The sequence below is a fragment of the Gordonia crocea genome (assembly GCF_009932435.1).
Lineage (GTDB): Bacteria > Actinomycetota > Actinomycetes > Mycobacteriales > Mycobacteriaceae > Gordonia > Gordonia crocea.
This window is the reverse complement of the sequence record NZ_BJOU01000013.1, coordinates 1-22,987: the sequence shown is the minus strand read 5'-3', so window position 1 is coordinate 22,987 and position 22,987 is coordinate 1. Positions and strand designations below refer to the sequence as shown.

18 protein-coding genes are annotated in these 22,987 nt (G+C 69.6%); 10 read left to right on the top strand and 8 right to left on the bottom strand.

The features are described 5' to 3' along the window. Positions 1-1,161, top strand: a 1,161-nt coding sequence (locus nbrcactino_RS14990; RefSeq protein WP_161928320.1) for a type IV secretion system DNA-binding domain-containing protein, incomplete at its 5' end; no start/stop codon positions are given. Positions 1,162-1,164: 3 nt separating this feature from the next. Next, positions 1,165-1,461 carry a DUF5663 domain-containing protein gene (locus nbrcactino_RS14985; protein WP_161928319.1) on the top strand — a complete coding sequence of 99 codons (297 nt, stop codon included), beginning with the start codon at positions 1,165-1,167 and terminating at the stop codon, positions 1,459-1,461. Positions 1,462-1,481: 20 nt separating this feature from the next. On the opposite strand, the gene nbrcactino_RS14980 is transcribed toward nbrcactino_RS14985, so the two are convergent. Genes nbrcactino_RS14980 through nbrcactino_RS14965 form a run of 4 tightly spaced genes read right to left on the bottom strand, consistent with a single transcriptional unit; the run spans position 1,482 to position 8,031 of the window. Next, positions 1,482-2,867 (bottom strand): alkaline phosphatase D family protein, encoded by a 1,386-nt coding sequence (locus nbrcactino_RS14980; protein WP_161928318.1) that lies wholly within the window; start codon positions 2,865-2,867, stop codon positions 1,482-1,484. Continuing rightward, complete coding sequence (locus nbrcactino_RS14975; protein ID WP_161928317.1) at positions 2,868-5,966, bottom strand: WD40 repeat domain-containing protein; 3,099 nt, start codon at positions 5,964-5,966, stop codon at positions 2,868-2,870. After that, positions 5,963-7,408, bottom strand: coding sequence for a tetratricopeptide repeat protein (locus nbrcactino_RS14970; protein ID WP_161928316.1), 1,446 nt, complete (start codon positions 7,406-7,408; stop codon positions 5,963-5,965). The genes nbrcactino_RS14975 and nbrcactino_RS14970 overlap by 4 nt, the downstream gene beginning before the upstream one ends. A 2-nt stretch (positions 7,409-7,410) precedes the next feature. Beyond that, positions 7,411-8,031: a thioredoxin family protein gene (locus tag nbrcactino_RS14965; RefSeq protein ID WP_007320673.1), complete on the bottom strand. Its 621-nt coding sequence runs from the start codon at positions 8,029-8,031 to the stop codon at positions 7,411-7,413. Positions 8,032-8,172: 141 nt separating this feature from the next. Between nbrcactino_RS14965 and nbrcactino_RS14960 the strand changes: the two genes are divergently transcribed. The 6 genes from nbrcactino_RS14960 to nbrcactino_RS14935 are packed head-to-tail and all read left to right on the top strand — an operon-like array spanning position 8,173 to position 14,123. Continuing rightward, entirely contained in the window at positions 8,173-9,069 is an 897-nt protein-coding gene (locus nbrcactino_RS14960) for an NAD(P)-dependent oxidoreductase (protein WP_161928315.1), read from the top strand. Continuing rightward, complete coding sequence (locus tag nbrcactino_RS14955; protein ID WP_161928314.1) at positions 9,066-10,232, top strand: sedoheptulose 7-phosphate cyclase; 1,167 nt, start codon at positions 9,066-9,068, stop codon at positions 10,230-10,232. The genes nbrcactino_RS14960 and nbrcactino_RS14955 overlap by 4 nt, the downstream gene beginning before the upstream one ends. Next, positions 10,232-11,494, top strand: a complete 1,263-nt coding sequence (locus nbrcactino_RS14950; RefSeq protein WP_161928313.1) for a DegT/DnrJ/EryC1/StrS family aminotransferase — start codon at positions 10,232-10,234, stop codon at positions 11,492-11,494. The genes nbrcactino_RS14955 and nbrcactino_RS14950 overlap by 1 nt, the downstream gene beginning before the upstream one ends. Continuing rightward, complete coding sequence (locus tag nbrcactino_RS14945) at positions 11,491-12,462, top strand: phosphotransferase family protein (protein WP_161928312.1); 972 nt, start codon at positions 11,491-11,493, stop codon at positions 12,460-12,462. Before nbrcactino_RS14950 ends, nbrcactino_RS14945 begins: the two co-directional genes overlap by 4 nt. Before the next feature lie 8 nt (positions 12,463-12,470). Then, the gene (locus nbrcactino_RS14940) at positions 12,471-13,238 is read left to right on the top strand and encodes a sugar phosphate isomerase/epimerase family protein (RefSeq protein WP_161928311.1); all 768 of its coding nucleotides are present in this window, start codon (positions 12,471-12,473) and stop codon (positions 13,236-13,238) included. 60 nt (positions 13,239-13,298) lie between these two features. After that, the gene (locus nbrcactino_RS14935; RefSeq protein WP_161928310.1) at positions 13,299-14,123 is read left to right on the top strand and encodes a formyltransferase family protein; all 825 of its coding nucleotides are present in this window, start codon (positions 13,299-13,301) and stop codon (positions 14,121-14,123) included. 23 nt (positions 14,124-14,146) lie between these two features. Here the strand turns inward: nbrcactino_RS14935 and nbrcactino_RS18430 are convergent, their stop codons facing one another. After that, positions 14,147-16,660: a helix-turn-helix transcriptional regulator gene (locus tag nbrcactino_RS18430; protein WP_161928309.1), complete on the bottom strand. Its 2,514-nt coding sequence runs from the start codon at positions 16,658-16,660 to the stop codon at positions 14,147-14,149. Between the two features lie 131 nt (positions 16,661-16,791). Here nbrcactino_RS18430 and nbrcactino_RS14925 point away from each other — a divergent pair, with 131 nt between their 5' ends. Then, positions 16,792-17,919, top strand: a complete 1,128-nt coding sequence (locus nbrcactino_RS14925) for a DUF475 domain-containing protein (protein ID WP_161928308.1) — start codon at positions 16,792-16,794, stop codon at positions 17,917-17,919. A 7-nt stretch (positions 17,920-17,926) separates the two neighbouring features. Here nbrcactino_RS14925 and nbrcactino_RS14920 read toward each other — a convergent pair whose 3' ends face one another. Further along, complete coding sequence (locus nbrcactino_RS14920; protein ID WP_161928307.1) at positions 17,927-19,372, bottom strand: phytoene desaturase family protein; 1,446 nt, start codon at positions 19,370-19,372, stop codon at positions 17,927-17,929. Positions 19,373-19,410: 38 nt separating this feature from the next. On the opposite strand from nbrcactino_RS14920, the gene nbrcactino_RS14915 reads away from it, so the two are divergent. Next, positions 19,411-21,423 carry a TPM domain-containing protein gene (locus nbrcactino_RS14915; RefSeq protein ID WP_161928306.1) on the top strand — a complete coding sequence of 671 codons (2,013 nt, stop codon included), beginning with the start codon at positions 19,411-19,413 and terminating at the stop codon, positions 21,421-21,423. A 23-nt stretch (positions 21,424-21,446) separates the two neighbouring features. Here nbrcactino_RS14915 and nbrcactino_RS14910 read toward each other — a convergent pair whose 3' ends face one another. Both nbrcactino_RS14910 and nbrcactino_RS14905 read right to left on the bottom strand, forming a co-directional pair. Further along, positions 21,447-22,160: a siderophore-interacting protein gene (locus nbrcactino_RS14910; protein WP_161928305.1), complete on the bottom strand. Its 714-nt coding sequence runs from the start codon at positions 22,158-22,160 to the stop codon at positions 21,447-21,449. 36 nt (positions 22,161-22,196) lie between these two features. Next, a partial coding sequence (locus nbrcactino_RS14905; protein WP_161928304.1) for a porin PorA family protein occupies positions 22,197-22,987 on the bottom strand: 791 nt, incomplete at its 5' end.

Here is a 22,987-nt window from a genome sequence, read left to right as displayed (position 1 = left end):
GTGGTGCGCGCCGACGACCTCGAGCACCCGATCCCGTTGAATCCGCTGGCCGCCGCCGACGACGCGGCTCTCGCGACGGCCATCTCGGACATGGGTGAGATGTTCTACGAGCTGTTCGACCCCAAACGCACCGGAATCGTCGGGCCGCGCTTCGTCGACCGGATCAGCGCGGGACTCCGTGGGCTGGTGACGCTGCGCGGCCGTCGGGCGAGTCTGCTCGACGTGCCGCTGATCTTCGACCACAAGGGGATGCGGGAGGCGCTGATGAAGGCGCAGACCGATCCCCGCGAGGTGCTGTGGTGGCGCAACGAGGTGCGGAACCAGAAGAGCTCCGAGTACGGCGATCTCGTCGGCTGGGTCAACAGCAAGTTCGAGAGCTTCACCGGCAGTCCCGCGCTGCGGGCCATCCTCGGGTCGGGCTACGACGCCTACGATCCGGTCGGCGCGATGGATGGTGGGCGGATCATCCTTGTCGATCTCGCGAAAGGCCAGATCGGATTGGCGGCGTCGCGGCTGCTGGGCTACCTGCTGCTCAACCGGTTCTGGGTGGCCGCGATGAACCGCGACACCGACCGGCGGTTCCACGTCATCGTCGACGAGGCGCACGCGGTGATGGCCGGCTCACTGGTGAACATGCTGTCCGAGGGGCGCAAGTTCGGCCTGTCGGTGACGGCGGCCCACCAATACCTCGGGCAGCTCGCCCCGGAGGTTGCCGAGGCGTTGAGCGGCAACGTCGGCACCTCGGTGGTGTTTCGCGCCTCGGGTCCGCACGTGGCCGAACACGTGCGGGCGACCGGCGGCCAACTGGACGCCGCGACGTTGGCGAACCTGGCGACCTTCCACAGCATCGTCACCCGCAACGCGTCGGCCGTGGTGGCGCCGCAGCCGTTCACGATGGTGGTGGACGCGGTCCGGGAAGCGTGCGAGCGGGTCGATCCCGCCGCGCTGATGCGCGCCACCTGGAACGGGGTCGGGCATCTCGACGTGCGACCCCTCGACCCGGACGTCGAGTACCCGGAGAATGTGGCCGTCAAGGGGAAGCCACCGAACCAGGGCGCTTTCCTCGACGAATGGTTGGCCAAACGCAAGAAGCTGGAGAGCCAGGCGGCCGCCCAGGGCGGCAAGCCCGGCGGACAGGTAGACCGAACGGTGGAGGAGTAAACGATGGCCCAGGATTTCGTCGCTCGAATTGCGGCAGTGGTACCCGACGGGATGTCGCGCGAGGAGGTGCGGGAGATCGCGGAACTCGCGTGGGGGGAATTGGAGACCCGCGTGGGCAACAGGTTGTCCGCACGACTCACCGATGCCCAACTGCGGGAGTTCGAGACCATCCTCGACAGCGACGACGAGGCTGCGTCGGTGGCGTTCCTGGACAAGAACATTCCGGGACACGAGAAGATCACCGTCGAGGAGATGGAGAAGCTGCTCCGCGACGTCGGGCAGCGGATGCGGGGCGAGTAGTCGCAGTCCGCGCCGGGACATCAGTGCGTCGTCGGGTGCACCGTCACGGTGTGGAGCAGAGTCGCCGATGAGGTCGGCTCGACGACGGAGGCCACCCCCCACCATTCGCAGGTGAATTTTTCGGCGGTGATGTCGACGACGAGGAACCCGTGCCGATCGAGGTCGCACCACGCCATCTCGGGGACGAGACCGACGAGCTTCTCCTCGTACGGCCGAGACTTTGTGGTGCCCGACCAGCCCATCTTGTCGTCGAAGTTGGGCGAGGTGACCGAGCTCGTCACGCATTCAGCGAGGCTGCCGTGTTCGCTGAACGCGGCGAAATGCACGTCGCCGCAGAGGGCCACCGTCCGGCGGGGTCCCTTGCCGAGGGCGTCGACGATGGTCGACTGCTCACCGGCGTAGGAGTCCCACCGGTCCCGGAACGGGGAGCCGTCGGAGGCGGACAATTTGAGCGTGGTCAAGACGAGATCGGTGTCAGAGTGACCCCGGGCCGCCTGGAGGCTCAGCAGCTTTGACGGCATGCCGAGCACAAACCAGTCGTCCCCGGCCTCGGCGGCGGCGAGGAGCTCGGCTCGCTGCGTTGGTCCCAGCGCCGACTTTCCGGGCCCGTCGGGGGCGTTCGGGTCGGTGCGGTTCAGTCGTGTCTCGCAGAGGAACAACGTGGCGACGTCGCCCAGGCGCACCTGCTGCCACAGCGGCCCGCCCCCCGTGGGACGCCGGGTGGTCGGCTGCCATCGCTCCCATGCCGCCAGCGCGCCGTGCAGGCGATTTGCCCAGGGGCCGTCTTCGGGGAGGTGTTCCTCGGCTCCGCCCGACCAAGCGTTGTCGGCGATCTCGTGGTCGTCGAGGGTGAAGAGCAGGCCGTGGGCTTCGCTGAGTGCGCGGAGTGCCGGGTCGCGGCGGTACTGGGCGTACCGGGTCGAATAATCGTCGAAGGTCACACAGTCGTGCCGCGGTTCGAACTCGCGCCCGATGTCGATGCCCGGAGTCTGGCGCCCACGGGGGATTTGGCCGGCCTCGTAGATGAAATCGCCGAGGTGGAGGACGAAATCGAGGTCGGAGCGCTCGGCGATTGCCGCGTAGGCGTTGAAATAGCCGGAGTTGAACTTCGCGCATGACGCCACGGCGAATCGGATTCCACCGTTGCTCGGCAGCGTGCGGAACCGGCCCCAAGGGCTGGGCCCACCGGCCTCGGTGTGGAACCGATAGCGGTGCGGCATACCCGGGTCGAGCGCGCCCAGGGCAACGTGGACAAACCCGTCGGCATCCGCGTGCGTGCTGCCGCGCCGGGAACCGTCCGACGACTCGACCACCCAGTCGATCGGTTCGTCGGGGCCGACCCGCGTCCACAAGACCACCGACGACGCGGAGAGGTCACCCGCGGCAACACCGAACTCGAAGGCCATCTATCGGTCCCGGGGCGTGGCGGCGGGCTGGACGTGACCGTCGGCGAACTGGAACAGCGTGCCCCCGGCCGTCGTGCTGACGGCGATGTAGTTGTCGGCCACCGCGAGATCGGTGGGGAAGCCCTCGAGGCTGATCGTGTGCAGGAGTACACGGCTACTGACGTCGCCCACCATGACTTTGCGGTCGCGGCCGACGCTGACCACGGCCAACTGGCCGTACAACTCAAAGGCGTTGACGGCGACCACGTTCAGGCCGTGGCGGTGCATGGACCGGATTGGGCCGTCCACGCCGTGCGCGATCGGCAACGTGTAGACGTGTCCGCTGGCCAGGCCGATGACGGCCAAGTGGAGTTCGGCGACGACGTCGATGGCGGTGACCTCGGAGTCGAAGGTCCGCGACTCCATCACATGTGAGCCGTCCGGCGCGACCAGGGAGAGTGACCCGTCCTGACCGCCGACCAGCACGCGTCCGTAACCGTCGGTGGCCACGGCGGTCACCCGTCCGTACCGGCAGACCATCCGCGACTCGCGGGCCACCCCGGCGATGGCATCCCATCGGGTGATGCCGCCGTCGTTACCGGCGGACCAGAACGAGCCGTCGGTCGAACTCGGCGCCAGGGCCGTCACACCTTCGTGGGCGATGCCCAGCAGGCGGGCGGGCTGCTCAGGTACGTCGGTGGTGGCCAACCGCAGACTGCCGTCGGCGGCGCCGACGACCAGGCGCATCCCCGACGCGGTCGGCAGCCAGAGGAACGCGGAGATCGCGCCCTGATGCCGGGAGGCGACGCCGCCGCGACGGGCATTGGCGCCGTGCCACACTCGGACGTCGCCGTCGTCACCACCGGTGACCACCTCGACCTCCTCGTCGCTCGCGCGCACGGCGATGGCGCGGATGGCGCCCCGGTGGTGATTGACCTGGAGGTAGGCCAGCGCCTCGTCGATGACTTCCACGTGGCGCCAGATCCGCACGGTGCCTTCCGATCCGCCGGTCAGGCTGACGACCTCTCCGGTGCCGGGGACATCGATCACCGCCTGCGCCCACACCGGTCCGGCGTGTCCGACGAAGACCTTGATCCGGCGCGGTTGGTCGGGGTCGTAGCGGATCCAGACCCCGTCGTTTCGGGCGATGAACCGCGATAGCCCGTCGCGGTGGAGTCGCAACACGACTTCGTTCACCCCGGAGTCGGGGACGCCGGGCAGCTCGAGTCGGTCCACGTCCAGTGGGCTGCCCGGGGACCAGCGCACCTCGAACAGTTCCCCCATGGCGCAGCCGACGACGATCCGCACGTCGTCACCCATGACGATCGCATTCATGCACGACGGGGTGAGGAGCGCGGCCATCCCGGCGTCGGCGGACCATTGCGCCAGGGTGGTCACCGCGAGTTCGTCGTGCGTGTGAAGGTCGACGACGGCCAACCGGCTGTCCACCGCGACGACGATGGCCACGTCGCGGTCATCGAGGTGTGCGGTACGAACACCGCGGATTTCGGCCCCCCAAGAGACCAGGGGGCCGAGATCTTCACCGGTCAACAGATCGTGCACCCACACCGTGCCTGACACTCCGCCGGACAGGACAACGGGCGGGCCGTCGGCGGGCAGGGCGATCGTCGCGGTGGTGAACGGGCTCGACAACGGCTCGTCGTGGCACCAAAGGCGGACAGCGGTCGCGTCCGGACCGGGTGTCACCCGATACGCGGCGAGTGTCGCGTCCGAGGCCGCGACCACGATGATGTCGGCGCCGTCGTGCTCGATTGCGGCAAGACCGCGGATCTCGGCCGAACCGGTCTCGTCGCCCAAGTCCAGGAGCTCGCCGTGCGTGCGGGTCACCCGGTGGATTTGTCCGTTGCCGGTGCCGGCATAGGCCCGGAACGGCGACACTCCCGGGATGACGGCCAGCGACAGGACTCCGGCGGTCCCTTCGGCGAGGACGCGGTGCACGTTGGCGGGGCTGGAGTTGGACCACACCGGTCGCCAGGATCGTTCGGGGAGGACTTCGGCGATCTTGTCGGCTGCGCTCGTCAACGACATGCGTCGCAGGGCGAACTCCATCTGGGCTTCGCGGTCGCCACCGCTCGAACGGAGGCGGTGTGCGTGGAGCAGGACCGCTTTGGCGCCCGGGTGGACGGCGAGTTCGGGGTCGCGCTCGAGGTAGTCGGCCAGCAACTCGACGTCGGAGGCCAGCATGACGGCCCCGTCCTCGAGGAGCGCGGTGAGGCAGTTGCCGCGGGCCGCGACCAGGGGCAGCGCGGTCCGGATGAATTCGTCGCCGGTGTCGTCGCGGATCAACGACCGCACCGAGCGTCTCGACATCCAGGTGTAGAGATCGGCGTACTCACTGCTCGACCCGGGGACGAAGCCGCTGAAGAGGAGTCGGGTGAACGGGTTGACCGCGGCGACGGTGGGGTTGTCGGCGGTGGAGTCGATGTTGAACAGATCGGTGCATTCGCTGAGGACCAGGTTGATGTCGGCGAGGGTGTAGGCCCGGTTGGAGATCGCCGAGGCGAGGTTCGCCCATTCGTCGCCGAGGTGCATCGGTTGGGGGGCGAGCAGGTACAGCACGCGGCCGAGATCGAGAAGTCGGGTCCCCCCTCGTGACTGGATCGAGCGGAAATGGTCGCGGAAGGCGTCCGACGCCCGGACCGCACCCTCGGTCTGCCGTATTGACGCAGTCGGGTTGCCGATAATCGACGCCCAACCGTGGCTGTCGGCGACGGACGTGAGAGGGCCGAAGCGCTCGACGAACCGCTGCGCCGTGGCCGTGTCGCCGGCGAGGTGTGCGGCCAGGAACGTTGTGGCCAGGTGGGCCGCCCCGGCTGGTCCGATGTCGTGGGGCGGAATCCCGGCGGCGCGGTCGGGTTCCACGATGACCCCGGCGGGTCCGTCGTCGGCCGGGCGGGACGATCGGTCGACGATCGCTCCACCGGGGAACGTCCACCGTCCCTCCCCCGCGTCGGTCAGGGGCCCCAAGTCCAGGCTCTCGGCCAACCAGTGCACGAAGGTGCGCCCCCCGCCGCCGATCCCAAGCGGTAGCCGGACGGGCTTGGATTCCAGATGTTCCTGAATCGATTCGACGTTGCTGGTCAGCGCGTCGGCGGTCATCGAGCCACCTCGGGGGAGGCGGCGAGCGCGGAGTCGACGATCGTCGCCACCAACTCGCCGCGGGGACCGGTGATCCGGTCGGTGTGGTCGAGGCGGTACCCCAGGAGGGCCAGCTGGATCGTTTCCCACGGCGACCAGTCGGATTCGCCCTGGTGGGCGAGCAACCGGTCCGGCGCGTCGTCGTTGAGGGCGATCCGGGTCAGTTCGATGATCCGCGGTGAGCGGGGATCCAAACTCTCCGCCCGCAGCAGGGATTCCATGGCGACGTCGGTCCAGCCGCGGCGTGCGCACGCGAGGGCGCGGCCCCAATGCGCCGTCGACGAATTGGGTCGCAGGCGGGCGGCCGTCTCAAAGATGCGCAGCGCATCGATGTCACGCGATCGCGCCAGACAGACGGTGCCCAGGCTGTTGAGGGCGCCGCTGAACTCGGGGCGGCTCGCCCGGTCCAGCAGGTCGGTGAGCTCGTCGTCGGCGGCGGTGGCCGCGCGGCAGACGAGCCACGCCGCCGACTTCGGCTGTTCGGCCAACCAGTCGTGCAGGCTCGTACCGGAATTGAAGGTCTCCAGCGAATGCGCGGTGCTGCGGATCGTCGGCAGCGTCGACAAGCTGACCTCCAGGCCCGCGGAGTCGGCGGACCAGCGCGGCGGCAGCGACACCTCGGTGAAAAGGGTGTGCGGCAGGCCGGCGGCGAAGCCGAGGACCTTGGCGAGTCCGTCGAAGTTGCGCGACTTACTCGAACGAGGCAAGACGATCTGGAAGTCCTGCAGGGCTTCGATCGGGTTGCCACGCTGCAGTTGGGTTTCGGCGACGAGGAACGGCGCCGCCTCCAGCGGGGCGTCGAGGCCGAGCAGTTCGCGGGCGCCGGTGGCCTCGGACGGCAGCGATTCTTTCGCCGCGAGGGCGAGTTCGAGCTCCCGGCCGAACACCCATTGCGGGTAGGCCTCGCGGATCTCGGCGATCTCGCGGTCGGCGGTCTCGTCCTCGTCGGACTTGAGGGCCCGGTCGACGACGGCGAGTTGGCCCAACACCGTGCCGTGCGCAAGATTCCGTTCTTGGGACTCCATCCACCGGACGTCGAATTCGCCGAGGGCGAAGACCAGTGCGGTGCTGATGAACAGGATGGTCAGCAGGACATCGGTCTGGGTGTTTTCCCAAGCGACGAGACCCATCACGAAGACGACGCAGGTCGCGACGAAGAAGGACCCGTTCACGATGCGCGCGAACTTCGCGACTGCATCGGGCCGGACGCTCACCGCGGCGATGTCTTCGGCGAGGTCGCGGGGGCCGAGATTCTGTCCTTGGTTGAGGGCCTGCCGGATTTTCCACGACCGGTCGGAGAGATCTTTGGACAGCACATCGAAATGCGCGTGGCGCCGCGCGCTCAGGAAGCCCACGGAGAAAGTCAGCACTGTCAGCATGTAGCTGGCGACGTCGAGATACATGGCTATCCGACGTCGAGGATCCAGCGCTGGTCGGGAAGCGCCAGGACGTAGTCCGGCTCATTGCCCGATCGCCACTTGACGCTGCAGCCCAATGACGACGACTGCGGGGTGTTGAGGGCATCGCCGACGCGCACCGCGGTGATGGCACGAGCAAGGCTGTCGCCCGTCACCGGCGTTCCATCGGCGACGCTGGGGCGGCTCGCGTCGAACTGGCCGTGGTAGGCCAGGCGCCCCGCGGTGTCGTACACGAATATCTCCGGGGTGCAGGCAGCCTGGAACACCTTGGTCACCTCTTGCGATTCGTCGAGGCAGTACGGGAACTCGAAGACCACGTCGCGGGTCGCCTGCTCCCGCATCATCGCGAGGCTGTCGGACGGATAGCTGATGACGTCATTGGGCGAGATTGCGACCACGAAGATCCCCTCGCGCCGGTAGGCGTTCAACTGTTCGGCGAGGACGGTCTCGATGTGGCGCACATAGGGCGAGTGGTTGCAGATGAAGGCGACGATCGCGATTTGCCCGTCACCGACGTCGGAGGCGGCACATTCGTTGCCGTCCAGGTCGGTCAACCGGAACCAGGGCAGACGGGTGCCCAACGGCAGCGGATTGGAGGGGACGGGCACGGGCCGAGTCTAACCGGTGGTGCGCGTGCCGCGCCCCGTGAATCAGCAGGAGGCTCAGGGTGTCTGCGGGGGCTGACCGCTGGCGATAGGATCATGCCGAAGAGTTGCGGGTTCACCCGTGGCCGTGGTTGGAGGAGCACCGTGACGACTCGCGTCCTGGTCACCATCCCGGCGCCGGTGTCAGCGCTGGACGGCCCCTTCGAGGTCGTCTACGGCCCAATCGGATCGGCATCTGATGCGGAGGCATTGCTCGTCGGGCCGACCGACCGGGTCGACGGCGCGGTCCTCGACTCCATGCCCAGCCTGAGTGTCGTGGCCGTCGCCGGTGCGGGAACCGACGCGGTGGACCAGGACGCGATTTCGGCGCGGGGCATCACGCTGGTGAGCGCCCCGGAGGCCACCGTCGTCCCGACTGCCGAACTCGCCGTTTGCCTGATCCTCATGGTGTCGCGGGGGGTGCCTGCGGCCGTCGCCGAACTGGATGACCAGACGTGGCCCGGGTGGGCGTTCGACCACGTCGTCGGTCGCGGCGTCGCCGGGCTGACGCTGGGGTTGGTCGGCTACGGGCGGATAGCCCGACGCGTCGCAGACATGGCCGCCGCGCTGGGAATGACCGTCCTGCACCACCGGCGCACCCCGTCGGAGGAGCCGGGGTTTCGGGCGGAGTTGCCCGATCTGCTCGCGGCCTCCGATGTCGTGTCGATCCACGTGCCGCGCACCCCGGAGACGGTGAACCTGATCGGCGCGCGGGAGATCGCGCTGATGCCGCCCGGATCGGCCCTGGTGAACACGAGCCGAGGAGGAATCGTCGACGAGGATGCGCTGCTGCGCGCGTTGGCGAGCGGGCACCTTTCCGGTGCCGGCGTCGACGTCTTCGTCGCTGAGCCGGGTATCCCCAGCCGGTTGCTCGGGGTGCCGAATCTCGTCGTGACTCCCCACATCGGTTCGGCGACCGCGCAGGCCCGTGCGGGCATGGCCGAGGAGGCTGCCGCCCACCTGTTGGCGGCCCTGGATGAGCGGCGGGGAAGGTTCCGATGACGGGAAGTGGACTCGCGAAGGATTCCGCGCCCATCACCGTTCTCCGCGCGACCCGGGAGACGTCGACGGAGATCCGGCGCGCCGCGGTGGTGTCCGACGCCACCGGGGTGGTGGCTGCAGTTCGGGGGCGGCCGGCGCTGATCGTCGTCAGCCCGACGGTGAATCGCCTCTATGCGGCGGCAATCGGCGAGATTCGATCTGCCCTTGGGCTCGCGGCCGCCGATGTGATGGTGGTGCCGACGGGCGAACATGCCAAATCGCTGGCGAGTGTCGAACGGATCGTGAATGTCGCCGGCGAGCGAGGACTTGCCCGCGATGGGGTCATCGTGGGAATCGGCGGCGGCATTCTCCTTGACATGGTGGGTCTGGCGGCCGGGCTTTTTCGGCGGGGCGTTTCACACATCAAGATCGGGACGACCTTGATCGCCCAGGTCGACGCCGCGGTCGGCCTCAAATGTGGAGTCAACTCCGGCGGTGCGAAGAACATTGCCGGCGCGTTCAATCCACCCGAGGCGACGCTCACCGACGGGGCATTTCTTGCGACCCTTCCGCCGCGCGAAATCCGTTGCGGCATAGCGGAGATCCTCAAACTCGCGGTAGCCGGCGACGGTGGGCTGTTCGAGCTGTTGGAGCAGCACGGCGCGCTGCTACTCGAACCCGGAGCCCGCGATACCCCGGAGGTGCGCGCGATTGTGGACCGGGCGATTCGTGGGATGGTCGATGAACTCGCCTCGAACCCTTTTGAGTCCGACCTGCGTCGACGTGTCGACTTCGGACATACGGTCAGTGGAATCTTCGAGGTCGAGACGGGTCACCGGCTGGCGCACGGGGAAGCCGTAGCGCTCGACGTGATGCTGTTCTCGGCGGTGTCGGTGCTCCGAGGGTCGCTCGATCGCGCGGCGTACGAGATGATCGTGGAACTCGCCCAACGGTTTGGACTCCAAACGTGGCACCCAGTCATGGCTGATCTGTCAGTGATCGAACGGGGTTTGGACGATTCGGCCCGGCACCGCGGACGTAAACTCAACCTGCCGCTGCCGTCGCGCATCGGCGGCACCTACTTCGTGGCCGAACGTGCCGAGATCTCGTCGGAGGCGCTCCGCGATGCCGTCGACCTGGTTGCCGCCACGCGACGCGTGCCTTCGGGTCACCGGGGTGGTTGATGGGCGACCCGGAAACGATTGCCCCGCAACTGCCTCCGCTGGCATGGGGGACGTGGCCGTTCACCACCCCGGAGATCGACGCGGCGGTGCGGAGGGTTCTGCACAGTGGCAGGTGGGCGATCAGCGGTATGAAGGGGCAAGCCCCGAGTGAGGAGAAGCGGTTCGCCGCCGAGTTCGCGGACTACCTCGGTGTCGGGGCCGTGGCGCCGACCGCGAATGGATCGTCGGCGCTGGTCGCGGCGTTAAGCGCCTGCGGCGTGTCCTACGGCGACGAAGTCTTGGTACCGGGACTCGCGTGGGTTGCCTGTGCCTCTGCGGTCGTCCGGGTCGGAGCAGTCCCGGTGTTTGTCGACATCGACCCGGAGACCTTTGCGATGGATCCGCGTGCCGCGGCTGCCCTGATCGGGCCGAGGGTGACGGCAGTGTTGGTCACCCATCTGTCCAGCTCGATCGCCGACCTCGACGAGTTCGAGCAGCTCTGCGAGCGCCACGGGATCGTGATGATCGAAGACTGTTCCCAGGCGCACGGCGCAGTGTGGCGGGGCCGCCGTGTCGGCGCTCATGGCCGGGCCGCGGCCTTCAGTTTCCAGAGTTCGAAGTTGCTCACGTCGGGCGAGGGCGGCGCTGCGGTGACTCGCGACCCCAGCCTGTCCGATGGGCTGCAGCAACTTCGCGCCGATGGGCGAGTCTGGTCCGACGAGGGAGCCGACGAGGGGTTCCCCGATCTGGTCCCTGGTCGGGGGTGGCAGGGTCACAACCACTGCCTGACCGAGATTCAGGCGGCCATCCTCAGGGTTGCGTTGCCGATGCTGGACGCGCAGAACGAGGTTCGCGTGCAGCGCGTCGAACACCTGGAGTCGGCTCTGGACGAGGTGGAGGGGGTCCGCACCGTTCGCCGGCGCGATGACCCCCGGGTGGACCGGGAGACATTCTGGCACCTGCCGATCCAGATCGATGCCGAGGCCTTCGGCGGGGCGTCGGCCGAGGTGGTGCGGTCGGAGTTGTCGCGGTTGGTGGGACTCTTCCTGGAACCGGTCGGGGCGCCGATGCCCCAACACCGGCTCTACCGTCCGGGGCTGTACCGCAGGTTCCCCGCCGAACACGTCGAACGCCTGGTGCAGCCGGCTGGTGACCTCAGGGGCGCAGACCACCTGGCGGCCACGTGTTTCACCCTGCCGCACCACGCACTCCTGGTGGACCCTTCGGTTTTGGACCGGTTTGTCGAGCGTCTGTCGCTGCTGCAAACCGCGTTCCGGCGGTGACCGCGGATGTCGACGGCCTCCGGTCGGCCGTCGAACAATCCCTGCGGCGTCACTCCCCGACTCCATGGCTGCCCGACCCGGCGAACACCACCGTCACGCTGCTCGTCGACGGCATCTATCACGCCAACTTCCTGGTCTACTCCGGTGGGCAGGTCCACGTCGCCCGGGTCAGCCGTCGCAGTCAGTGGGGGCTCAGCACTATCGCCCAGTTGCAGCGCGAGTTCGCGGTGCTGGTCGACCTCGCACCGCTGGACGTCGCGCCGCGCCCGCTCGCGCTGGTCGATTCTCCGGGGGCGGTCCCGATGATCGTCGAGTCGTTCCTCGGTGGCGACTTCCTCCCGTACCCCGCCGGCCTATCGCACTGCGCTGAAACCTTGGCGACCGTGCATCAATGTGTGCCGCGGCGATCCGGACCGTTGCTCGATTCCCGTCCAGCCAAGGAATTCCTGCTCGGAGAGGCGGAGAAGCTGCTGGACTCGACGGTGCCCGACACCTCTGCCACGCGGGTTCTGCGCCGGTGCGCCGGAGTCCTCGAGCAGCGGGGGCTGCCGGAGACCGTACCGGTCCTGTTGCACACCGACTTGATCCAACACAACATCGTGCTCGCCGCTGACCGGTGCCGGTTCCTCGACTGGGAGGGTGCGCGACGGGGGAGTGCCGCCTGGGACCTCGCGTACCTCCTGTCGCCGATCACCCTGCGGTGGGCCGATTCCTGGGGTATTGAAGAATTCGGCGACGAGCAGAGCGTGATTCGGGCCTACAGCTCGCACGCGGGCCTCGACGCCGCGACGCTCACCGACCACGTGGCCGCGTTCATGCCGTTCGTGGTTCTCCGCGCGGCGGCGTGGTGTGTGCGAAGGTCGGTCTCGCTGACTCGCAGCGGTGACGCAGTCACCGACCGGCTGGCTCTCTTCAGTTCCCCGGAGTTCCTCCTCGCGCACTTTCGCGACCTCGGTGTCTCCGTATGATCGGGCGGGTGCAGCCGGAGTTGGGGGTGACCGCCTGGACTCTGCCGGTGCGGGGTGTAGCGGCAGTGCGGTGGGCGGCCGAACACGGCTTTGCGCATCTGCACCTGGACCTGGTCGACGTCGAGGCCGCCACGACGGCGGGACTTCGCACGGCGGCGGCCGAGTCGCACGTCCGTCTTGCCGGACTGGCGATCAATCGGCTGGAACTCACCGGGGTGGCCGGGACGCATGCGGAAGCCGCCGTGGCGGAGGCGATAGACGTGGCATCCGATCTCGAGGTCCGGTATGTCTATCTGCCGTCGTTCGAGCAGGCGGAGATTACCGGTGGTGCCGACCTCGAGCGCACGGCCGAACTTCTGCGCCTGGCTGGTGCGCGCGCCGCTGCGGCGGGGGTCACGGTTGCGACGGAGAACGTGCTGCCTGGCGAGCAACTGTCCACGCTTTTCGCGCTTGTGGGCGACGATGGGGTCGAGCTGCTGTTCGACACCCAGAATCTCGTCGTCGCCGGTGTCGACCATCGGGAGGTCTTGGCGGCCCACACCACCCGGATTCGCTCTTTCGTCCATGTCAAGGACGGGGCCGCAGGCCTGGGCGATCGTCGCTTGGGAGATGGCGGTGCGGATGTCGCCGGCACCATCCGCCAGTTGTGCGCGGGGGGCTTTACCGGTGTCTACGTCATCGAGAACGACTATCGGACGGGTGCGGCGGATGCGGCGGCAGCCGACGCAAGGTGGTTGAGAAAGGTGCTTGCCATGCGAGGGGACGGGACGGAATGACGGAGGGTGCTGATGGCTCCGCGATCAGATGATGGGGTTGGCCGACTCAAGGTCGCGTTGATGCGAGGGGACGACTTCCACAACCTGTATTTGGAACGACTCCTGGCGTCGGAGCTACAACTGGTTTGCACCGTTGAGGAGCCCGGCAGTGCCCAACGGCATGCGATCTGGCGCCGCCGGCGTTGGGTGGACGCGGCGGCGGCCGAGTACCACCGGATCCGGCGTGGCGTGTTCGGCAAGAACCGATACCGGCGCCGCTACTTCGATCCCCGTCATGACGGGTTTCCGACCGTGCAGCGCCCGGCGCCGTTGGTCGTGGGTGACATCAACGACCAACGGGTCGGCGCCGCGGTCGAGGCATCCGGTGCTGATCTCTGTGTGATCACCTGTACGACGCGGCTGTCGTCGGAGACCATCCGCGCAATCGGGGTGCCGATCGTCAATATCCACGGCGGTCACCTGCCCGACTACCGCGGATGTCACTGCTTCTTCACCGCGATCGGCGATCAAAGGTTCGATGCCGTCGGATCAACGATTCACTTCGTCGACGTCGGCTTGGACACCGGCGACGTCATCGACGCGGTGCGGCCGGTCATCCGTCACACCGATGACCCGGAGCGGCTGTACTCGCGAGCCGAGCGTTTGGCCGCGCAGCGGCTCGTCGGCCACCTCCTCGCCTTGGAGTCCGGTGTGGAGTTGCCGCGGTCACCGCAGGAGTTCCGCGGGCGGTTGGTTCTCCGCCGCCATCGAGGCCCCATCGACGACGTGCGATTCTGGTTACGGCGCAAGACAGGGAGTCTGGTGATACCCGATATCCCCGGACCGGCGCCGCAACATCCGTGGGAGTCCGACGAGTCTTCTTCGCCGCCGCCGCGGATCGCCTAGGCGTTTGCGCCGGGTGCTGATCGTTACGAACCCCGCACCGGCGCGCCGAGAATTTGTGACGCCCGGTAGAGGTGGCCTTCGACGGTGCGGACGGACACGACGAGGCGTTCGGCGATCTCCTTGTTGGACAGGCCGTTTGCGGCCAGCCGGACGATCTCGCGCTGCCGGTCGGTGAGCCCGTCGTCGGCGACGACGGCCGCCATGGCCGGGGTGTTCGCGCCGCTCTGGTCGGCCAGCGACTGCATTCGCTCGGTGGCGGTGAGCGCCGACCCGGACCGCTGCTCGCCGCGGTAGGCCGTCGCGGCCTGTGCGGCGGCGTCGGCCGCCTCGGGCAGGAGGCCGTATCGCTCGTACTCCTCGCTGCTGGCGATCAACGCGGCGCCGTCGGCGGCCGCCACCGCCGCGGCGTGCACCGCGGCCAACCGGGCCCGGGGAAGGTCGGGCAGCGCCTCGGCGAGTGCGGCCAGCCTCTCGGCGGCGGTGGCCGCACCGAAGCGCACCGCGGTCTGCAGGCAGTACACCTCAAACGCGGATTGTCCTGCGGCCCGGGCGGATTCCGCTGCGTCGAGGCACTGCCGAATGGCTGCTGATACCGCACCGGCCAAGGCATCAGACCAGGAGGCGACGGCCTGCCACAGCGGCCGCATCGAGGCATAGCCGGCATGGTCGCCGGCACTGAGCCGTTCCAACAGTGCGGTGAGGACCTCGTGGTCACCCGCTTGTGCGGCGACCTCGGCGCGTTCCAACGCGAAGCCGAACCACATCTCGGGCCCGCAGTCCGCGGCGTCGAACTCGGCGAGTGCCTCGTCGAGCGCGGCTCCCGCGGCGCGCAGGTTGCCGCGGGCGCTGGCGGCGATTCCATCGAAGCCGGTCAACCAGCCCGTGACCGCGCCGGGCTGGGGAGGGACCTGGGCGCGTACCGTCTCCCACGCGCGCTGGGCCAAATCGGGTGCGCCCGCGAGCTTCTGGGCGCGCAGGTGGGGGAAGGCCAGGGTCAGGCGCCAATAGCCGATCAGGGCCGAGGTTTCCGCGCGCACCGTCTCCGCGCGCATCACGTCGTCGAGTTCGCTCATCGCGCCGGTCTCCGCCAGGGCGGTCAGCTCGGCCCAGGCCACGGTGATGCGGGCCTGCTCGCTCTGCGGGGCCCCGGCGTGGAACCGGGCAAACAGCCCGATCGCCTCGCGGGGTGCGCCGGCCGCGGTCAGCAGCATGGCCTCGGCGGCCAGGGCCGCGGTCCCGGCCTGCGCGTCGGTCGCACGGGAGAGGACCCGGGCCGCCCCGGCGGCATCGTTGCGGCTCCACAGCCTGGTGTAGGCCATCAGGACCAGCAGTGATTCCCATTGCGGCGCAGTCAGATCCGCGGCCGAGATCCGGGCATACATGGTTTCGGCGCCGTCGGCGTCACCGAGCACGGTCATCGCGTGCGCCGCCGTCAACTGTGCGGCGGCGAGGTGCGGTCCCGGGCCGACCCGGCTCGCCAGATCGATGGCGAGGGGCAGCGCCGCCAGCCCGATCGCACCCACCGACCCGTCGACGAGCGCGGCATCCAGGTCCGGCGCATCGGATCGGCTCGCCAGCAGTGCACGCTTCACCGCGGCGGCTCCGTCGGTGGCGGAGTCGGCCGCGAGCGCCTCGACCAGCCGGGTACGCAGGCGCCGCAGCCGGGATTCGGCGACGGTGGCCAACCGGACCTCGCCGTAAAGCGGGTGCGCGAGGTGGACACCGGCGCCGCGCTCGGCGCTGGCGTCGGTGACGAGGATCAACCGGGCCGACTCCGCCGCCTCCACCGCGGCGGCCCCGGTGATCCCGGTGAGCACCGAGTGGGGGAGGGGGTCGCCGAGGGCGACGAGGTCGAGCACCTCGAGAACCTCGGCGGACAGCGGGCGCAACCGGGTGGCGATGAGATCGACCAGCGTCGTGGGCAGGTGACGGCCGGGGTCGTCGACCTCCCGCGCCGCGTCGGGGTCGGCCAACAATGCGGTGAGGAACAGGGGGTTGCCCTCCGAGCGGTGCCACAGCCGGGCGAGGGCTTCGTCATCGACGTCGGGGCCAAGGACGGTTCGAGCGAGTGCGTCGACCTCCGGCCGCGGCAGCGGTGCCAGCTCGATCCGGTCCAGGCCGTCGACACGCAACAGGTCGGCGAGGTCCGGACCCGCCTCCTCATCGCCGGTCCGCCAGATCAGGACCACCGGTACCGACGGGGACTGCGCGAGGGCGCGGGTGACCGCGAGGGAGAGTGGGTCGAGTTCTTGGACATCATCGACGACGACGAGGGATTCGCCGGGCGGGCTGGACAAGGCGGCGATCAACTGCCCGATCCGCAGGGCGGGATCGGCCTCGCCGCCGGTCAGGTACTCCGCATACGCGCCGAGGGGGACCGTCGAGATAGCCGCGCTGCCGCGCACGCGGCGGACGGTCCGCGAGCCGGTGGTCGCCTCCTCGGCGAGCCGGGTCTTGCCGATTCCCGCCGGTCCGGACACGAGAACGGCGCGGACCCCCTCGTCGAGTCCGCTGCGAATCCGGGCGACCTCACTCACCCTCCCCACCAGGGGCCATCGCGGAGCCATCGATCTCAGAGTAGTGGGAGCGGAACGGGATTGGGCGGTCCCGGACGGCGCTGGGCCCACAGGTCGCCCGTTCGGGGCATACCGCCTGAGAGAATGAACCCGTGTTCCGCATCTTCGGGCTGTCCGTCTTCGTCTCCATCGCCGCGGTCGTGGCCGCCTACCTCTACGGGTTGACCTCCCCGTTGGGGGCCGCGCAGGCCGTCGCACTGGTCCTCATCCTGGGCATCCTGGAGATCTCGCTGTCCTTCGACAACGCCGTCATCAACGCCTCGATCCTGCGCCAGATGAGCCCGTTCTGGCAGCGGATGTTCCTCACCGTCGGCATCCTCATCGCGGTCTTCGGCATGCGGCTGGTGTTCCCGTTGCTCATCGTCTGGGCCACCACCAACCCGCGGTTGGGGCCGGTGGAGGCGATCCGCCTGGCCCTTAACCCGCCCACCGACGGCAGTCCCACCTACGAGTCGATCATCACCGCGGCCCACCCGCAGATCGCCGCCTTCGGCGGGATGTTCCTGCTGATGCTCTTCCTCGACTTCATGCTCGGCCAGAAGGACCGCCGGTGGATGAGGCGGATCGAAGGGCTGCTGGAGCGGATGGGGCGGGTTGCCCAGGCCTCGGTGATCCTCGCATTGGTGGCCCTGGTGGGGACCGCCCAGTTCCTCGCCGACGACGGCCAGCGCCACGTCGTGCTCGTCGCCGGCATCTTGGGTCTGCTGACCTACCTCCTCGTCAACGGGCTCTCGAACTACTTCCACATCGAGCCGCCGGAGGAGGCCCCGATGGCCGACGCCCTGGACTTCGAGGGGTCGCCGGCACGGACCGGACCCAGCCAAGCGGCCGTGGTCACCGGCAAGGCCGCCTTCATGCTCTTCCTCTACCTCGAGGTCCTCGACGCGTCCTTCTCCTTCGATGGGGTGATCGGCGCTTTCGCCATCACCGCCGACCCGATCATCATCGCGCTGGGCCTCGGTCTCATCGGGGCGATGTTCGTCCGCTCGCTCACCGTCTTCATGGTCCGCCGTGGCACGCTGGACGAGTACGTCTACCTCGAGAACGGGGCGCACTGGGCGATCGGCGCCCTGGCCGTCATGCTGCTGGTCTCCATCGGCCACCACATCCCGGAGGTCGTGACCGGGTTGACCGGGGTGTTCATCATCGCCGCCTCCTTCCTCTCCAGCATCTACCTGCGCAAGCAGGAGGCCCCGGCGGCAGCAGCCGCCGACCGCTGAGGGGTGGTCAGCGCGCCAGGCCGAAGCGCGCCGCCCGGTAGCCGCACATGCCGTGCACCCCGCCGCCCGGTGCGGTGGCCGACGAGCAGAGGTAGACCCCGGGGACCCCGGTGGCATACGGGTTCGGTGCGACGGGGTTGACCGGCCACCGCGGCCGGGCCAGGATCTGCCGCAGCGAGGTGGCACCCGACGCGATGTCGCCGCCGACGTAGTTGGCGTCGTAGTCGCCGAGCCCGGCGGCCGTCGTCACCCGGGAGGCGAGGATGACGTCGCGGAAGCCGGGTGCGCAGCGCTCCAGTTCGTCGATCATCGCCGGGCCCATGTCGGTCGACGACCCGTGCGGCACGTGGCAGTACGCCCAGGCGGTGTGGCGACCGGTCGCCCCCGCGCGCGTCGGGTCGATCCGGGTGGGTTCCCCCGCCAGCAGCCAGGGTCTGCCCGGGTGGTCGCCGCGGGCGACGGTGGCTTCGGTGTCGGCGATCTGGCGGTAGTCGCGGGCGACGTGGACCGTCGCGGTCCGGGTCGGGGCGTCGGTGCGCCACGGGATCGGTTCGGACAGCAGGAAATCGATCTTGCAGACCCCGGGCCCATACCGCCACCGTTCATAGCGGCGCCGTGCGCGCGGCGCCAGCCGGTCGCCGAGGATGGCCGCCAGGTCGCGTGCCGAGGTGTCGAAGTAGTACTGCGCCGCGGGTGGCAGCTCCTCGAACCGCCGGATGGGGCGGCCCGTCTCGATCACCCCGTCGGCCGCCCGCAGACAGGAGACGAGGGCATCGGCGATCGCCTGCGATCCGCCGACCGCGATCGGCCACCCGGTCACCGAGGCCGGGGCGAGCAGCAGCAACCCCGGACCGGTCGAGGCCGGCGCCGACATCGGCATGATCGCGTGCGCGGCGACGCCCGCGAACAGCGCCCGGGTCGTCTCGTCGCGAAACGCGCGGGTGAACACGTCGACGGGCAGGAGTGCCCGCGCCCCGAAGCCGGCCATCAGCAGCGGCCGGTGGGGGAGGCGCACCGGCCGCAGCACCTCGTCGACGAGTGGGGCCAGCCGATCGGGTGCGGTCTCGACCAACCGGCGCCACGCCGTCCCGTCGGCGCCGAGGCCGGCCGCGGTGGCGCCGGAGTCGCGGAACACGGCCAGCGCGCGCGATTCGTCGACGACGTGGGCCAGGGACACCTCGGGGGTGGCCCAGGTCAACCCGTGTTCGGCCAGGCCCAGCTCGGCGAAGGCCGGCGAGACGCGGCCCAACGGGTGGACCGCCGAACACAGGTCGTGAACGACACCGGATTCGAAGAGTTCGGCGCTGCGGGTTCCCCCGCCCACGGTGTCGGCGGCCTCCACGACCAGTACCCGCCGCCCGGCGCGTGCCAGGGTCGCCGCCGCGGTCAGCCCGTTGGGTCCGGATCCCACGACGACGGCATCCCACTGCGCCGAGCCCCGCCACGCCGTCATCGCGCCACTATCCCACGGCGACGGACTATGTTGAACCCATGGCTTTCGCTCGTTTGATCCTCCGCCAGCTCGCCGCTGCGATCGTCGTGTTCGCATCGGCGTTCGTCGGGATGGCGGGGGCGGGGGCGGCCCATGCCGAACCCCCGATGACCCTGCCCGAACAGATGCAGATCCACGACCCGGCCGGGGTGATCAGCGCCGCGGACCGCGCCGAGCTGCAACGGGCCATCGAGCACCTCTACACCGAGCGCGGGTTGAGCCTGTGGGTGGTTTACGTGAAGAACTTCGGCAACCTCACCGCCGCGGACTGGTCGGCTCAGGTCGTCACCGCCAGCGAGTTCACCGAGCGCGACGTTCTGCTCGCCGTGGCCACCGACGCGCACCGCTACTACCTGTCGGCCCCCGAAGGCCTCACCCAGGAAAAGGTCAATGCCGTCGCGGCGAAAGACGTTGAACCGCAACTGAAGAAGGGCGCGTGGGCCGCGGCCGGGGTCGGCGCGGCGAACGGGATCGACAAGGCGCTCTCCCCGTCGAACACGGCCGCCTACGTGGCGGCGGGCGTCGGCGGCACGGCGGTCGTCGCTGGCGGCGGGGCCTACCTGTACACGCGGCGGCGCCGGGAACAGGAGGCGAAGGCGCAGATCGATTCGCTGCGCCAGGCCTCCGACGAACTCACCGTCGACCAGCTCGGATCCCAGTCGATCGAGGTGCTCGACGAGTGGTCCAAGGAGATCCTCACCGACACCGACAACGCCGTGCGGACCAGCGCCGAGGAACTGCGCCTCGCCGTCGACGAGTTCGGCGAGCAGGCCACGGCACCGTTTCGGGCCGCCCTCGACGCGGCACAGCGCGGCGTGGCCAATTCCTTCGTGCTGCGCCAGCGCCTCGACGACGCGATCGAAGAGACCTCCGACGAGCGGCGCTCGATGCTCGTGGAGATCATCACCACCTGTCACGATGTCGACGGCGCCCTGGACGAGCAGGTGCGGGCCTTCGACGAGATGCGCAACCTCCTTCTCGGTGCGCCGGACCGCCTCGACGACCTGACCCGCCGGATCGTCGACCTCAAGACCCGCTCGCAAACCGCCGAGGCGTCGCTCGCCGTGCTGATCGCCAAGCACGGGGAGGCCCGGGTCAAAGCCGTCTCGCACAACGTGGAGCTCGCGGAGAAACAGATCGCCTTCGCCGAGGAGAACGTCGACGACGGTCGCGAGGCCGTCACCAAACCGGCCGGTCGGCAGGGGGCCGCGGTCGCGGCCATCCGTGCCGCCGAGGGCGCCGTGGCCCAGGCCGACAAACTGCTCAACGCGATCGCCAACGCCGACGCCGCGATCGGCGAGGCGGCCACGCGGCTGCCCGGGCTGATCGACGAGGTCACCGGGGAGCTCAAGGAGGCTGAGGGCCTCACCGCCACGCCCGAGCTGACCGCAGCGGTCGCCGCGGCGCGCGAGGCCCTCGACTATGCCTCGGCCAACGTCGAGTCCGACCCGTTCGGCGCGTTCAACGCACTGGTCGAGTGCGATGCCGAGTTGGACCAGGCACTCACCGCGGGGCGGGCCGAAGTCAGCCTGCGCAAGCGCAACGTCGAACTGCGCGAGCGGGGAACGGCCGCGGCGGAGGGCAAAGTCTCCGCCGCCCGCGACTTCATCGCCACGCGGCGCGGGGCCGTGCAGACGCAGGCCCGGACCCGGCTCGCGGAGGCCGAGCGGCTTCTCGCCTCGGCCCAGGCGCGGCCCGAGGCCGAGACCACGGCGGCCATCGACGAGGCGCGCCGGGCCGGTTCTCTCGCCGACGAGGCGTTGATGAGTGCCCAGGCCGACGTCGTGTCGTGGCAGCAGACCGAGCGCCCCACCACCCAGGGCGGGGATGCGTCGGCGATCGGCGCGGTGCTCGGCGGAATCCTCGTCGACAGTTTCCTGCGCGGCGGGGGCCGCCTGGACACCGGCGGAGCCCGCCGCGGCGGCGACGGCTACACCTACGAGGGCCGTTCGCCGGGTTCGTTCGGCGGGTCGAGCAGCTCGGGCCGGATCGGCGTCGGCGGCCGCTTCTAGCCTCGTCCCGCTCCGGACTCGTCCTAGTCGAGGCCGGCGCGGCCCTTGGCCCAGTAGGCCTTCCCGTGGACCTTCCGCGCCGATAGTTCGCGGGCGCTGCGCCGGACCGCGCGGACGGTGGCCACATCGCCGGTGACGACGATGTCGAACGGGTCTTTGATGTCGGCGGCGTGGTCTCGCAGGTGCCCCAGCAGTGCGCCGCGGTCGTCGTCCTTGGCGACCACGACCCGCTGTGCCGCCGGTAGGCCGAGGGCGTCGAGCGCGGCGGTCAGGGCCGCGAGGTCGACGGATTCGAACACGTGGAAGGCGTGGGGGCGCAGCGCGTGGAAGGCGCTGGCGAGTCCGATGCTCGTCTCGTCGCCCACGAAAACCGCGTCGTCGGCGAGATCGCCGAGGGGCAGCGAGCGGCGCGGGCCGAAGACCTCGCAGACGTCGCCCACCGCAACCTCGCCGAACCATCGGCCGCCCGGCCCGTGGTCGGCATTCCAGCCGATCACCTGGGTCGACGCGGTGTCGTTGTCCCAGCTGACGGGCGTATACGTGCGCAACTGGAAGCCGCCGCGCTGTGCGCGGAGCTGCAGTTTCATCCCGGGAGACCAGTTTGAGCTGCTAAAGCCGGGACTGGTCAGGGTGACCCGGACGAAACCCGGTGCCACCGGTGCGACGTCGCGGACCTCGGCGTTGCGCAGGACCAGGTCGCTGACGATGTCTGCCAGACGCGAGCCGATTGCGGCCATGCCATACCCCCTAAGTAAGGTATGCCTACCCTATATTCACGGTCGGTCTCCGGCAACGCCCTGTTCGGTGCCGCGGGGCTCGCGACGCCGGTGCAGCAGCAGGCCCGCGATGGCGGCGATGGCCAGCAGACCCGCGACCAGGGGGACCACCCGCCTCGCGAGCCATATCGGTCGGGCCTGCGCACGGGCCGCCGCCACCAGGGTCTTGCGGGTCTTGGCGTCGTAGCGCAGCGTGGCGTCGAACTCGGTGAGTCGACGGTCGCCGGCGCGGTACTCGCGCGTCACGGCGATCTCCGCGTCGACGATCAGTCCCGACTTCTGGTCGATCCACAGGGTGTAGCTCCCCCGCTGGTGCGAGTCGGCGGTCACGTTCGCCCCCGGCCAGCCGAACCAGGCACCGGGTTTGGTGATCCGGCTGTGCGGGTCGGCGCCGGGCAGGGCGGCGAGGTCGGTGTCGGGGATCTCCGCGCGCATCCGCGTGACGTCGAGGCCGTCGACGGTATCGGTTCCGAGGGGCACCAGCGGCACGCTGCGCCGCGTCACCGGGTCGAAGAACCGCAGTTCGGTCCCGGTGTTGGGGGCGGCCAGGTAGGTGAGGCCGTCGCGGTGCGGCAGCAGCGCCGCCGGTCGGGTGGAATCGGTTTGGATACTCGATTCGCCGGTCGGTGCGGCGGTGGTGCGCTCGACCGTCACCCGGTCGACCGCGGCCATCAGCACCGGGCTCGCGCATCCGCCGCCGTCGGCGTCGTCGCGGCGCAGCGCGGTACTGGCCTGGACCGTCGCGATCCGACGGTCCGCCGGCCGGACCACGACGATGCGCTGGCTGC